We start from the raw sequence: 13,693 nt of genomic DNA, 5'->3' as shown, positions 1-13,693 counted from the left end.
CGCCTCCGGGCCGGCCCACGAGGAGGTGGAGCCGGCCCGGAGCTCGTGCGGGGTGGATCAGTGGAAGCGGGTGCCGTTGACCTTCTCGGAGATGCCCGAGATGTCGAGCAGCATGGTCAGGCCGCCGTTCCAGAACGAGAACCCGGCGCCGGTGATCATCGCCAGGTCCAGGTCCTCGGGGGCGGCGACGACGCCCTCGTCGAGCATCAGCCTCGCCTCCTGGGCCAGGCCGGACAGGACCCGCTCGCGGACCTCGGGAGCGCTCAGCTCCACCGGCGGGGCCGGCTTCTCGAGCATGTCGAGGACCTCGGGGTCCAGCGCGCCGTCCGCGCCGTAGTAGCCGGGCTTGCGTGCCGCCACGACCCGCTCGAGGGCGGGGGAGACGTAGAAGCGCTCCGGGAACGCCCGGTGCAGCGTCTCGTTGTTGTGCAGCGCGATCGCCGGACCCACGAGCGACAGCAGCATGAAGGGTGGCATCGGGGCCACGCCCGCGAACGCGCTGTCCGCCACGTCCACGGGGGTGCCCTCGTCGACGATCCGGCCGACCTCGCCCATGAAGCGGCCGAGGAGGCGGTTGACGATGAAGGACGGGCTGTCCTTGACCAGGATCGTCGTCTTCTTCAGCGCCTTGCCGGTGGCGAAGGCCGTGGCCAGCGTGGCGTCGTCGGTCTGCTCGCCCTTGACGATCTCGAGCAGCGGCATCACCGCGACCGGGTTGAAGAAGTGGAAGCCCACGACCCGCTCGGGGTGCTCGAGCTCGGCGGCCATCTCGGTGATCGACAGCGACGACGTGTTGGTCGCCAGCACGCACTCGCTGCTGACGACCTTCTCGACGTCGGCGAACACGGACTTCTTGACCGACATCTCCTCGAAGACGGCCTCGATGACGAAGTCGGCGTCGCCGAAGGCGGCCTGCTTGTCGGTGGCCCCGGTGACGAGCGCCTTGTGCCGGTTGGCCTTGTCCTGGTTGTAGCCCCGGCCCTTGGCGAGCAGCTTGTCGATCTCGGCGTGCACGTAGGCGACGCCCTTGTCGGCGCGCTCCTGGTCGAGGTCGGTGAGGACCACGGGCACCTCGAGGCGGCGTACGAACAGCAGCGCCAGCTGGCTGGCCATGAGCCCGGCGCCGACGATCCCGACCTTCGTGACCGGACGGGCCAGGGCCTTGTCGGGAGCACCGGCGGGCCGCTTGGCCCGCTTCTGCACGAGGTCGAAGGCGTAGAGGCTGGCGATCAGCTCGGGGGTGCGCGACATCGCCTCGAGGGCGTCGTCCTCGGCGGCGAAGCCCGCGTCCCGGTCGGCGTCGCGGGCGCCGGCGATCAGCTCGACGGCCTTCCTCGCGGCCGGCGAGGCGCCACCGGTCTTCGCGGCGACGATGCCCTCGGCGCGGGTGATCGCGGCGTCCCAGGCGTCCCGGTCGACCTCCGGACGCTCGACGGTCACGGTGCCGGCCAGCACGCGCGAGGCCCACAGCAGCGACTGCTCGAGGAAGTCGGCGCCGCCGAACACGGCGTCGGCCAGGCCGAGGTCGTACGCCGCCTTCCCGCCGAGGGTCTTGCCGTTGTTGAGGGGGTTCTCGAGGATCACCGTGACGGCCTTGTCGGGGCCGACGAGCTGCGGCACCAGGTAGGCGCCGCCCCAGCCGGGCACGAGGCCGAGCATGACCTCGGGCAGGCCGAGGGCCGGCGCGGAGTCCATGACGGTGCGGTAGGTGCAGTGCAGCGCCACCTCGAGGCCGCCGCCGAGCGCGAGCCCGTTGATGAAGCCGAACGACGGCTTGCCGCCCTCGCCCAGCTTGCGGAAGACCGCGTGGCCGAGCTCGGCGACGACGCGCACCGCGTCGGGCCCGCCGCCCTGGATCGAGGTGAGGTCGGCGCCGGCGGCCAGGATGAAGGGCTTGCCGGTCACGCCGATCGCGGTGATCGTGTCGTCGGCCAGCGCCTCGTCGATGGCGGCGTTGAGCGCCAGCAGCGAACGGGGGCCGAAGGTGTTCGGCCTGGTGTGGTCCTCGCCGTTGTCGAGGGTGATCAGGCCGATCGTCGAGGTCGTGCCCTCGACGGGCGGCAGGGCGACCTTCCGCAGGTGGGCGGCGGTCACGCGCTCGGCGTCGGAGGAGATCTCCTCGGCACGGGCGAGGAGGCTGGTCAGGTCGGGCGTGCTCACTTGGTGTCTCCCTCGGTGGTGTCGGCGCCGTCCTGAGCCTGTCGAAGGGTCCAGTGCGGGTTCTCCCAGATCACGGTGCCGCCCATGCCGATGCCGATGCACATGGTGGTGAGGCCGTAGCGGACCTCGGGGCGCTCCTCGAACTGGCGGGCGAGCTGGGTCATCAGGCGCACGCCCGAGGAGGCCAGCGGGTGACCCATGGCGATGGCGCCGCCGTAGGGGTTCACGCGGGTGTCGTCGTCGGCGATGCCGAAGTGCTCCAGGAAGGCGAGCACCTGCACGGCGAACGCCTCGTTGACCTCGAAGGCCTGGATGTCGTCGATGGTGAGGCCGGCCTGGGACAGCGCCTTCTCGGTCGCCGGGATCGGGCCGGCGCCCATGACCTCGGGCTCGACGCCCACGAACGAGAAGGACACCAGGCGCATCCGGACCGGGAGGCCGAGCTCGCGCGCGGTCTCCTCGTCGGCCAGCAGCGCGGCGGTGGCGCCGTCGTTGATGCCCGCGGCGTTGCCGGCGGTCACCTTGCCGTGCGAGCGGAACGGGGTCTTGAGGCTCGCCAGGGTCTCCATGGTCGTCTCGGGCCGCATGGGCTCGTCGCTGGTGGCCAGGCCCCAGCCGGCCTCGGCCGAGCGGGTGGCGACCGGGACGAGGTCGCGCTGCAGCGTGCCCGCGTCGTACGCCGCCTTGGTCTTCTGCTGCGAGCGCACGGCGTAGGTGTCGACGCGCTCCTTGGTGATCGAGGGGTAGCGGTCGTGGAGGTTCTCCGCGGTCTTGCCCATCACGAGGGCGTCGGGGTTGACGATCCGCTCGGAGAGGATGCGCGGGTTGGGGTCCACGCCCTCGCCCATCGGGTGGCGGCCCATGTGCTCGACGCCGCCGGCGATGGCGACGTCGTAGGCACCGAAGGCGATGCCGGAGGCGGTGGTGGTCACGGCGGTCATCGCGCCGGCGCACATCCGGTCGATGGCGAAGCCGGGGACGCTCTGGGGCAGGCCGGCCAGCAGGGCGGCCGTGCGGCCGATGGTGAGGCCCTGGTCGCCGATCTGCGTGGTGGCGGCGATGGCCACCTCGTCGACCCGCTCGGGGGGCAGCGACGGGTTGCGACGCATGAGGTCGCGGATGCACTTGATGACGAGGTCGTCGGCGCGCGTCTCGGCGTACTGGCCCTTGGCCTTGCCGAACGGGGTGCGCACGCCGTCGACGAAGACGACCTCTCGCAGCTGACGGGGCACGTGTTCTCCTGAGGACAGGGGGAGTGGACGGCGCTACGTTACCCCTCGGTAACAAGATCGGGGCGACAACCCGGGTGTGTGCCCGCTCACGCGGCGCGGCTCACTAGGCTGGGGGCATGTCAGAACCCTCGCGGCTGGTGCACATCGTCGACGACGTCGAGGGCATCGGCGAGCCCGGCGGGCTCACCATGGTCGTCGTGCTGACCGGCTTCCTCGACGCCGGCCAGTCCGCGGAGGTCGCGGCACGCCACCTGCAGTCGCTGTCCGAGGGGCGCGTGGTGGCGACCTTCGACGTCGACGCGCTCCACGACTACCGCGCCCGGCGCCCGCCCGTGTCCTTCGTGCGCGACCACTACGAGGGCTACGAGGCGCCCCGGCTGCTGGTGCGAGCGCTGCGCGACAGCGGCGGCACGCCGTACCTCCTGCTCACCGGGCCCGAGCCGGACATCCGCTGGGAGGGCTTCGCCCGCGCGGTGCGCGAGGTCGTCGAGCGCCTCGGCGTACGCCGGGTGGTCAGCCTCGGCGCCGTGCCGATGGCCGTCCCGCACACCCGCCCCATCGCGATCACCCCGCACGCCAACCGCGCCGAGCTGCTGACTTCGGAGAGCCCGTGGCGCGGCGAGCTCCGGGTGCCGTCGAGCGCCCAGTCGCTGCTCGAGATCCGGCTGGGGGAGTGGGGCCACGACGCGCTGGGCTACGTCGTGCACATCCCGCACTACCTCGCGCAGATGGAGTACCCGCAGGCCGCGACCGTGCTGCTGGAGCAGCTCGAGCTGGGCGGCCAGCTGGCCTTCGACCTGACCGAGCTGCGCGAGGCCGCGGAGATCACCGAGACCGAGATCGAGCGCTACCTCTCGACGCACGAGGAGGTGGGCGAGGTCGTCCACGGCCTCGAGCGCCAGTACGACGCGTTCCGCGACGCCGAGGAGTCCGGCAGCTCCCTGCTGGCCGCGGACCAGCCGCTGCCCACCGGCGAGGAGATCGGGCAGCAGTTCGAGCAGTTCCTGGCCGGCCTCGACGACGAGAAGGGCCAGGACTGATGGCCGGCTCCGCCGCGGAGCTCGTATCCCTGCTCGTGCTCGAGGAGCTCGACGTCGACCTCTTCCGGGGACTCCAGCCCGACACCGAGCGCCAGCGCGTCTTCGGCGGCCAGGTGGCCGCGCAGTCCGTGGTGGCCGCCAACCGGAGCGTCGACGACGTCTTCGTGATGCACTCGCTGCACTCGTACTTCCTGCGACCCGGCGACCCGAGCGTGCCGATCGTGTACGACGTCGAGCGGATCCGCGACGGCCGGTCCTTCGCCACCCGCCGGGTGATGGCGCGCCAGCACGGCCGGCCGATCTACTACCTCACCGCCAACTTCCAGAAGCCCGAGGACGGCTTCGAGCACCAGGACGCGATGCCCGACGTGGTGGGCCCCGAGCGCGGGGTCAAGATGGCCGACCTGGCCCGCCAGCGCGGGGCCGAGGCCGGCCAGGAGTGGGAGCGCGAGTGGTCCGCGCTCGACGTGCGCTACCTCGGCACGTCGGCGATGGGCCTGCCGGAGGACCCGGCCCACCCGGCGCGGGCGCAGCTGTGGCTGCGCATCGCCGGGGACCTCGACGACGACCCGCTGACCCACCAGGCGGCCTTCACCTACGCCAGCGACCTGACCCTGCTCGGCGCGTCGTTGGTGCCCCACGGCGTCCACTTCGGGACGCCCGGCATGCAGATGGCCTCGCTCGACCACACGGTGTGGTTCCACCGGCCGTTCCGGGCCGACCGGTGGTGGCTCTACGACCAGGTGTCGCCGACGGCGGTCGGTGGCCGCGGCCTGGCCACGGCCCGGGTGTTCACCGAGGACGGGACCCTGGTCGCCACGGTCGCCCAGGAGGGCCTGATCCGGCTGCGCCAGGGCTGAGCCGCTCGGCATATAGCACTACAGCGGTGTAATTCGGCGCATTTGAATGACAGACACGCCGAGCGGTGGTTACGGTTGAGCGCTCGTGTGGCGGTTGTGACCTCTGTGGAGGGTGTGACTGTCGGTACTCGCGGGCGTCCGCCGTCCCCGTGACCGAGAGTGACCCCGCGTGCGCCCCCTCACCCGCCCCGCCCTGACGGCCGCCGCCTCCACCGTGTGCCTGGCCCTCGTCGCGACCGCGTCGCCGGCCTTCGCCGTGCCGTTGACGCCGTACCAGATGCCCTTCCCGTGCGGTCAGACGTGGACGGGCTCGACGCGCAGCGGGCACAGCCCCAGCAGCAGGTCGATCGACTGGAACCGCACGGACGACGCGGGCTCGGCCGTGGTCGCCGCCGCCCCCGGGGTCGTGACCACCGCCGACGCGACGAGCCGCTCGGGCTACGGCCACCACGTGGTGGTCGACCACCAGAACGGTGAGTCCACCGTCTACGCCCACCTCGACGCCGTGGTGGTCGCCGCGGGCCAGCGCGTCGACCAGGGCGCGCAGCTCGGCACCGTCGGCGCGACGGGCAACGCCCGGGGCACGCACCTGCACTTCGAGGAGAAGTCGGGCCGCGCGGTGATCGCGGCGTGGTTCGCCGGGACGCCGTACGCCTACGGCGTGGCCACCTCCGCCAACTGCGTCGACGTCCCGATCGCGGGCAACTTCGTGGGCGACGCCGCGGCCGAGGTCGGGGTCTACCGCCGCGCGAAGCGGTCCACCTTCCTCGTCAACGACCCCGCCGGCACCGCCCGGGTGGTGCCCTTCGGCCGCTCCATCGACGAGCCGGTCGTCGGGGACTGGGACGGCGACGGCGCCAGCAACGTCGGCATCCGCGTCGCCAAGGCCTCGAAGTTCAAGCTGCAGACGCCCACGGGCATCCGCAAGATCGTGTTCGGCACCTCCTCGGACCGTCCCGTCGCGGGCGACTGGAACGGGGACGGCACCTTCGAGGTGGGCGTGCACCGGTCGTCCGCCGCGACCTTCTACCTGCGCTCGGCCGACGGGACCATGGGGTCGGTCGCGCTCGGCGACACCGACGACGTGCCGGTCACCGGCGACTGGAACGGCGACCGGATGACCGACGTCGGGGTCTACGACCAGGCCACCGCGACCTTCACGCTGCGCCTCGTCGACGCCCAGGGCCAGGAGTGGACCGCGGCCGTGCAGCTCGGAGCCGCCTGGGACCTGCCGGTCGCGGGCGACTGGGACGGCAACGGGATCACCGACCTCGGCGTGTGGAGCCCGGCCACGGCGACCTTCGTGCAGAGCCGCACCGCGCCGATGGTGATGCAGACGACGACCAGCCAGCGCATGGACGTCACCACGATCCGGTTCGGGCGCCCCCGCCGCTGAGGGTCGTCCCGGCGCTGAGGGAGCCCCTCGGGCGGGCGTGGCCCGGCCGAGGTCCCACCCGTCGCAGGGAACCCCGCCGCGGCGGGGTTTCCTGCACATCGTGGTGGTTGCAGAGGCCACGGACCGTGGGAAGAGACCACCAGGTCGTACGCCGAGCCGCTCGCGCCGCCCGTCAGGCGGTGGTGGTGCGCCGAGAGTCCGGGATGGCCCCGGATGCGGCCGGGGACCTCGTCAGACGGGCGTGGCCCGGCCGACCAGGTGCGGCGAGCCGTCGCGCGGATCGGTCATCGCGAACGTGTGCACCCCGCCCTCGGCAGTGTCGGCGAACGCCACCGTGCCCGGCAGGAACACCGGCCGCTTGAAGGCCACGGCCACGGTGACCGCGTCCGGCAGCCGGTTCTCGATCGCGGCGACCGAGCGGGCCAGGGTCCACATGCCGTGCGCGATCTGGCGGCGGAACCCCAGCGCCCGCGCCGTCAGCGGGTAGAGGTGGATCGGGTTGTGGTCGCCCGAGACGCGGGCGTAGCGCCGGCCGAGGTCGGCGGGCAGCCGCCACTCCACTCCTCCGGTCGGGGCGCCGTCGACGACCAGGCCGCCGGCCGCGTCCGCGTCGCCGCGGCCCCGGCGCAGGTATGTCGAGGTCTCGTCCCAGACGGTCTCGTCCCCGACGGTCGCGGTGGTGACGAAGTCGAGCAGGCTGCCCTTCGGGTGCGGCCGGGGAGCTCCCACCGACGTCTCCAGGTCCAGCACCTCGCCGACGCCGATCGCGCGGTGCGCGGTGATCGAGTTCTCCAGGTGCACGGTCCCGATCGCGGGGTAGGGGAACGCCGGGTCGCCCATGATCGCCATGTGCAGGCCGAACGCCAGCAGGTGCGGGTAGGGGAGCGGGACGGTGTCCTTGCGCGGGAAGCCGCACACCGCGGCGTACTGCTCGACCGCGGAGCGGCGGACCTCGACGCGGCGGCGGGCGTAGGCCAGACCGGTGAAGGCCGAGACGGGGCCCTTGCGGACGCCGGGCAGCAGGTTGAGTCCCGGTACGGCGGGCAGCGCGGCCCGCAGCAGGCTGCGCGCGCCGCTGGGCTCGCCGGTCACCACGACGGGTTCGGGGGCGGCCACCTCAGGCGCCCAGCATCATCTGGCCGCAGACGCGCACGACGTTGCCGTTGACGGCGGTGGAGGCGGGGTTGGCGTACCAGGCGATCGCCTCGGCGACGTCGACCGGCAGGCCACCCTGGCTCAGCGCGTTGAGGCGCTGGCCGACCTCGCGGGTGGCGAACGGGACCGCCGCGGTCATCGCGGTGATGATGAAGCCCGGGGCGACGGCGTTGATCGTGATGCCGTCCTCGAGCTCGTCGGCGAGGCTGTCGACGAGACCGATCACGCCGGCCTTGGAGGCGGCGTAGTTGGTCTGGCCGACGTTGCCGGCGATGCCGGCGATGGAGGCGACGCCGACGATGCGGCCGTTGGGGTGCACGACCCCCTCGTCCAGCAGGACGCGGGTGATCCGCTCGGGGGCCGTGAGGTTGACCCCGATGACGCTCTCCCAGCGGTCGGTGCCCATGTTGGCCAGCTTCTTGTCACGCGTGATGCCGGCGTTGTGCACCACCACGTCGACGCCGCCGTGCTCGGTGCGCAGGTGGTGCGCGATCCGCTGCGGGGCGTCCTTGGCCGTGATGTCCAGGACGAGGTGGTCGCCGTCGAGCCCGCGCATCAGCGCCTGGAGCTCGCTGGCCGCCTGCGGGACGTCGACGCCCACGACTCGCGCACCGTCGCGGTGCAGGGTCCGGGCGATCTGCTCGCCGATCCCGCGGCTCGCGCCGGTCACGAGGGCGACCTTGCCCTGGAGCGGGAGGCTCCAGTCGGCCACGGTCTCGGCGGTCGTGGACCCGTGGGCGCCGATGCGGACGACCTGCCCGGAGACGTAGGCGGACTTGGGGGAGAGCAGGAACCCGAGCGTGGAGGCGAGGGCGCCCTCGGCGCCGGCCGACACGTGGACCAGCTGGACGGTGCCGCCGCGCCCGATCTCCTTGCCGAGCGAGCGGGTGAAGCCCTCGAGTGCGCGCTGCGCGACCCGCTCGCCGCCGCTCACCGACTCCGGGGTCGTGCCCAGCACCACGACGCGCGGGCACGTCGCGAGCCGTCGCACCAGCGGCGTGAAGAACTCCTGCAGCGCGACCAGGCCCGTGGTGTCCGTGATCCCGGTGGCGTCGAAGACCAGCGCCTTGTACGTCGCGTCCTCCGCGTCGGTCGTGGCCGACCCGATGCCGAGCTCGCCGAGGACCGCGGGCAGGTCGGCGACCAGACGGCCGGCGCCGCCGACGAGGACGGTGCCGTCCACCAGCGGGTCGCCCGCGCGGTAGCGCTCGAGCCGGGTGGGGCTGGGCAGGCCGAGGTTCGTGACGAGCAGCTTGCCGAGGGGGGAGGACGCGAAGCCCTGGTAGCGGTCGCTCATGGCGTGAAGGTCCTCCGGGTGAGGTGACGGGGTACGTGGGTGCGGTGCGTCCTAGATGTAACGCGACGTGTAACTCCGCGTCCACAGTTCGTGACGTGGCCCTCAGAGCATTCCCCCGACGGGGGGCGGCAGACAAGGATAGGAGCATGAACTCCTCGACCCGTCGCGTCGCCGTGCTCGGTGGCAACCGCATCCCGTTCGCCCGGTCCAACACCGTCTACGTCGACGTCTCCAACCAGGAGATGCTGACCGCCGCCATCGACGGACTGGTCAGCCGCTACGGCCTCGAGGGGGAGCGGCTCGGCGAGGTGGTCGCCGGCGCGGTCCTCAAGCACGCCCGCGACTTCAACCTGGCGCGTGAGTCGGTGCTGGGCTCGAAGCTGTCCGCCGAGACCCCCGCCACCGACATCCAGCAGGCGTGCGGCACCGGCCTCCAGGCGGCCATCCAGGTCGCGGACAAGATCGCCCTGGGGCAGATCGACGTCGGCATCGCCGGCGGCACCGACACCACCTCGGACGCCCCCGTCGCGATCAGCGACCGGCTCCGCAAGAAGCTGATGCGGGTCAACGCCGCCCGGGACACCAAGGGCAAGCTGACCGCCCTCGGCCGGATCCGCCCCGGCGACATCGGCCTGGAGATCCCGCAGAACGGCGAGCCCCGCACCCGGCTGTCGATGGGCGAGCACGCCGCGCTCACCGCGCTGGAGTGGCGGATCAGCCGCGAGGCGCAGGACGAGCTGGCCGCCTCGTCGCACCAGAAGATGGCGGCGGCGTACGACCGTGGCTTCTTCGACGACCAGGTCACGCCGTTCCGCGGCGTCGAGCGCGACAACAACCTGCGCCCGGACTCGACCGCCGAGAAGCTCGCCACCCTCAAGCCGGTCTTCGGCAAGGGCGAGGCGGCCACCATGACGGCCGGCAACAGCACCCCGCTCAGCGACGGCGCGTCCGCTGTGCTGCTGGCCTCGGAGGACTGGGCCGAGGAGCACGACCTCCCGGTCCTCGCGTGGTTCGTCGACCACGAGACCGCGGCCGTCGACTACGTCAACGGCCACGAGGGCTTGCTGATGGCCCCGGCGTACGCCGTGCCGCGGATGCTGGCGCGCAACGGCCTGTCGCTGCAGGACTTCGACTTCTACGAGATCCACGAGGCCTTCGCCTCCCAGGTGCTCTCGACGCTCGCCGCGTGGGAGGACCCGGTGTTCTGCAAGGAGCGCCTGGGGCTCGACGAGCCGCTCGGTGCGATCGACCGGGACAAGCTCAACGTCACCGGGTCCTCGCTCGCCGCGGCGCACCCCTTCGCCGCGACCGGCGGCCGGATCATCAGCACCCTGGCCCACCTGCTCGACGAGCGGGCCGCCTCGACCGGCGAGGGCGGCCGCGGCCTGATCTCCATCTGCGCCGCCGGCGGACAGGGCGTGGTGGCCATCCTCGAGCGCTGACCGGGCACTTTCGTGCGCGTGCGGAGCGCCGAGCGGGCGTTTTCGTGCGCGTACGGCGTGCCGGGCGGTCAGGAAGTGCCCTCTCGGCCGGTCTGAGCGGTCAGGAAGTGCCCTCTCGGTCGGTCCCAGCGGTCAGGAAGTGCCCGGTCGGCGGTCGCCAGGTGCACGGAAGGGGGGAGGTCAACGGGGTCAACACGCTGGTAGGGTCGGCGTCGATCAACCCTGCAGCGACATCCTTTAACGATCCGTCCCGTGAGGCGGAGAAGGAGGTCCTGGCCGCATGGCCGACCCTCGTATCGTGCTCGACTCCGGTGACGTCGCCCGGGCGTTGACCCGCATCTCCCACGAGATCCTCGAGCGCAACAAGGGCGCCGACGATCTCGTCCTCCTCGGCCTCCACACGCGTGGCGTGCCGCTGGCGCGTCGCATCGGCGAGCGCATCGCCAGCGTCGAGGGCACCGCGGTCGCCGTGGGGGAGCTCGACGTGACGATGTACCGCGACGACCTGCGCACGCAGCCGACCCGGCGCTCGCACAAGACCGAGATCCCGCCCGGTGGCATCGACGGCAAGGTGGTGGTGCTCGTCGACGACGTGCTGTTCTCGGGGCGCACCATCCGGGCCGCCCTCGACGCGCTCGCCGACCTCGGCCGGCCCTCCGCCGTACGCCTGGCGGTGCTGGTCGACCGCGGCCACCGCGAGCTGCCCATCCGCGCCGACCACGTCGGCAAGAACCTCCCCAGCGCGCGCTCCGAGCGGGTCAGCGTGCGGCTGGCCGAGGTCGACGACCTCGACGAGGTGACGATCGCGTGAAGCACCTGCTCTCCATCGACGACCTCTCCGTCGACGCCATCGCGGAGATCTTCGAGACCGCCGCCGACATGCACGACGTGCAGCGCCGCGAGGTCAAGAAGCTCCCCGCGCTGCGCGGCCGCACGGTCATCAACATGTTCTTCGAGGACTCGACCCGCACCCGCTCGAGCTTCGAGATCGCCGGCAAGTGGCTCTCCGCCGACGTCATCAACATCTCGGCCAAGGGCTCCAGCGCCTCCAAGGGCGAGAGCCTGCGCGACACGGTCCTCACCGTCTGCGCCATGGGCGTCGACGGCCTGGTCATCCGCCACCCCGCCTCCGGTGCCGCCCACCAGGTGAGCCAGTGGGTCGACGCCGTGGTGGTCAACGCCGGCGACGGGATGCACGAGCACCCCACCCAGGCGCTGCTCGACGCCTACACCCTCCAGCGGCGGCTCGGCTCCCTCGAGGGCCGCCACGTCGTGCTCGTGGGCGACCTGACCCACAGCCGGGTCTTCCGCTCCAACGTGCTGTGCCTGACCAAGCTGGGCGCGCGGGTCACCGTGGTCGCCCCGCCCACGCTGATGCCGAGCGGCATCGGCCCGTGGTCGGCCGCGGCCGGCTTCGAGACGTCGTACGACCTGGATGCGGTGCTGCCGGACGCCGACGCGGTGATGATGCTGCGGGTCCAGCGCGAGCGGATGTCGGGCGGCTACTTCCCGACCGCGCGGGAGTACACGGTCGGCTACGGCCTGACCCGCGACCGGCTCGCGACCCTCAAGCCCGACGCCCCGATCTGCCACCCCGGGCCGATGAACCGCGGCCTCGAGATCGCCGCCGACGCCGCGGACGCCGCCCAGTCGGTCGTCCTGGAGCAGGTCTCCAGTGGCCTCGCCGTCCGCATGTCCGTGCTCTACCACCTGCTCGCCGGAGAGGAGTCCTGATGGGCGCGACACGTGGACTGGTGATCACCGGCGCCTCGCTGCTGGGCGAGAGGAGCGGGGACCTGTACGTCGACGACGCGGGCCTGCTCGTCGACGAGGCGCCCGCGGGGGCCGAGGTCCTCGACGCCGACGGCCTCGTCGCGCTGCCGGGTCTCGTCGACCTGCACACGCACCTGCGCGAGCCCGGGCGCGAGGACGCCGAGACGATCCTCACCGGCTCCCGGGCCGCCGCGGTCGGGGGCTTCACCGCCGTGCTGGCGATGGCCAACACCTCGCCGGTCACCGACACCGCCGAGGCGGCCCTCCGCGTCCTCGACCTCGGCCGCGAGGCCGGGCTCGTGCACGTCCAGCCGGTCGGCGCGGTCACCCGCGGACTCGGCGGCGAGGAGCTCGCCGAGCTCGGCCTGATGGCGCGCTCGCGGGCCCGGGTCCGCGTCTTCTCCGACGACGGCAAGTGCGTCCACGACGCCCGGGTGATGCGCCGCGCGCTGGAGTACGTCAAGGCGTTCGGCGGCGTGGTGTCCCAGCACGCCCAGGACCCGACCCTCGCCGGACCGACGTCCTGCTGCCACGAGGGTGAGCTGTCGGGCCGTCTCGGCCTGCCGGGCTGGCCCGGGATCGCCGAGGAGGTCATCGTGGCCCGCGACGTGATGCTGGCCCGCCACACCGGCTCGCGCGTCCACATCGCCCACGTCTCGACGGCCGGGTCCGTCGACGTGCTCCGCTGGGCCAAGGCCCAGGGCATCGACGTGACCGCCGAGGTCACTCCGCACCACCTGCTGCTCACCACCGACCTGCTCACCGGGTACGACCCGACGTACAAGGTCAACCCGCCGCTGCGCCCCCAGGAGGACGTCGACGCGCTGCGGGAGGCGCTCGCCGACGGCACCGTCGACGCCGTCGCGACCGACCACGCCCCGCACGCGCGCCACGACAAGGAGCACGCGTTCGTGGACGCGGCCTTCGGGATGCTCGGGCTGGAGACTGCGCTGGGCGTCGTCCGCACCGCGCTGCCGGACCTGTCCTGGGCCCGCGTCGCCCAGGTCATGTCGACCACCCCGGCCCGCATCGCCGGACTGGCCGACCACGGCTCGCTCGCGATCGGGAGCCCGGCGCACGTCACGCTGGTCGACCCGGCGGCGACCACGACCGTCGATCGCGCCACGTCCGTCTCGCTGTCGCGCAACAACCCGTGGCACGGCCGCACCCTCGCCTCGCGCGTCGTGCACACCGTGTACGGCGGCCGGCTCACGGTCCGCGACGGCGCTCTGCTCTGATCCCTGCCGGCCACCGTAGACACGCGGACATTGGTCCCTCCGGCCACCGCCGGCCACGCTCGGAGGTCGGGCGAGGCCCGAGTTGTGTCCGCGTGTCTCC

General features: G+C 72.7%; 11 protein-coding genes. 7 read left to right on the top strand and 4 right to left on the bottom strand.

Annotated elements, in window-relative coordinates:
- Positions 1-57: 57 nt before the first annotated feature.
- Positions 58-2,160 carry a 3-hydroxyacyl-CoA dehydrogenase NAD-binding domain-containing protein gene (locus tag ASG94_RS00430; RefSeq protein WP_056924491.1) on the bottom strand — a complete coding sequence of 701 codons (2,103 nt, stop codon included), beginning with the start codon at positions 2,158-2,160 and terminating at the stop codon, positions 58-60.
- Positions 2,157-3,392 (bottom strand): thiolase family protein, encoded by a 1,236-nt coding sequence (locus ASG94_RS00425; RefSeq protein WP_056924490.1) that lies wholly within the window; start codon positions 3,390-3,392, stop codon positions 2,157-2,159. The genes ASG94_RS00430 and ASG94_RS00425 overlap by 4 nt, the downstream gene beginning before the upstream one ends.
- Before the next feature lie 116 nt (positions 3,393-3,508).
- On the opposite strand from ASG94_RS00425, the gene ASG94_RS00420 reads away from it, so the two are divergent.
- The 3 genes from ASG94_RS00420 (at position 3,509) to ASG94_RS00410 (ending at position 6,688) form a co-directional block, all read left to right on the top strand.
- Complete coding sequence (locus tag ASG94_RS00420) at positions 3,509-4,432, top strand: PAC2 family protein (RefSeq protein WP_082623840.1); 924 nt, start codon at positions 3,509-3,511, stop codon at positions 4,430-4,432.
- Complete coding sequence (locus ASG94_RS00415; protein ID WP_056924489.1) at positions 4,432-5,292, top strand: acyl-CoA thioesterase; 861 nt, start codon at positions 4,432-4,434, stop codon at positions 5,290-5,292. The genes ASG94_RS00420 and ASG94_RS00415 overlap by 1 nt, the downstream gene beginning before the upstream one ends.
- A 169-nt stretch (positions 5,293-5,461) precedes the next feature.
- On the top strand, positions 5,462-6,688 hold the full coding sequence (locus ASG94_RS00410; protein WP_056924488.1) for a VCBS repeat domain-containing M23 family metallopeptidase: 1,227 nt from the start codon (positions 5,462-5,464) through the stop codon (positions 6,686-6,688).
- 231 nt (positions 6,689-6,919) lie between these two features.
- Here the strand turns inward: ASG94_RS00410 and ASG94_RS00405 are convergent, their stop codons facing one another.
- Positions 6,920-7,804 carry a MaoC family dehydratase gene (locus ASG94_RS00405; protein ID WP_235537074.1) on the bottom strand — a complete coding sequence of 295 codons (885 nt, stop codon included), beginning with the start codon at positions 7,802-7,804 and terminating at the stop codon, positions 6,920-6,922.
- A 1-nt stretch (position 7,805) separates the two neighbouring features.
- The gene (locus tag ASG94_RS00400) at positions 7,806-9,140 is read right to left on the bottom strand and encodes a 3-oxoacyl-ACP reductase (protein WP_056924487.1); all 1,335 of its coding nucleotides are present in this window, start codon (positions 9,138-9,140) and stop codon (positions 7,806-7,808) included.
- A 146-nt stretch (positions 9,141-9,286) separates the two neighbouring features.
- On the opposite strand from ASG94_RS00400, the gene ASG94_RS00395 reads away from it, so the two are divergent.
- From ASG94_RS00395 to ASG94_RS00380, 4 genes are all read left to right on the top strand, one after another.
- The gene (locus ASG94_RS00395; RefSeq protein WP_056924486.1) at positions 9,287-10,582 is read left to right on the top strand and encodes an acetyl-CoA C-acetyltransferase; all 1,296 of its coding nucleotides are present in this window, start codon (positions 9,287-9,289) and stop codon (positions 10,580-10,582) included.
- A gap of 280 nt (positions 10,583-10,862) precedes the next feature.
- The gene (gene pyrR / locus ASG94_RS00390) at positions 10,863-11,393 is read left to right on the top strand and encodes a bifunctional pyr operon transcriptional regulator/uracil phosphoribosyltransferase PyrR (protein ID WP_056924485.1); all 531 of its coding nucleotides are present in this window, start codon (positions 10,863-10,865) and stop codon (positions 11,391-11,393) included.
- Positions 11,390-12,316 carry an aspartate carbamoyltransferase catalytic subunit gene (locus tag ASG94_RS00385; protein WP_056924484.1) on the top strand — a complete coding sequence of 309 codons (927 nt, stop codon included), beginning with the start codon at positions 11,390-11,392 and terminating at the stop codon, positions 12,314-12,316. Before pyrR ends, ASG94_RS00385 begins: the two co-directional genes overlap by 4 nt.
- Complete coding sequence (locus ASG94_RS00380) at positions 12,316-13,593, top strand: dihydroorotase (RefSeq protein ID WP_056924483.1); 1,278 nt, start codon at positions 12,316-12,318, stop codon at positions 13,591-13,593. The genes ASG94_RS00385 and ASG94_RS00380 overlap by 1 nt, the downstream gene beginning before the upstream one ends.
- The last annotated feature ends 100 nt before the right edge of the window (positions 13,594-13,693 follow it).

Source organism: Nocardioides sp. Soil805 (assembly GCF_001429625.1).
In the GTDB taxonomy this organism is placed as follows: Bacteria; Actinomycetota; Actinomycetes; order Propionibacteriales; family Nocardioidaceae; genus Nocardioides.
This window is presented reverse-complemented; position numbering and strand designations above follow the sequence as displayed.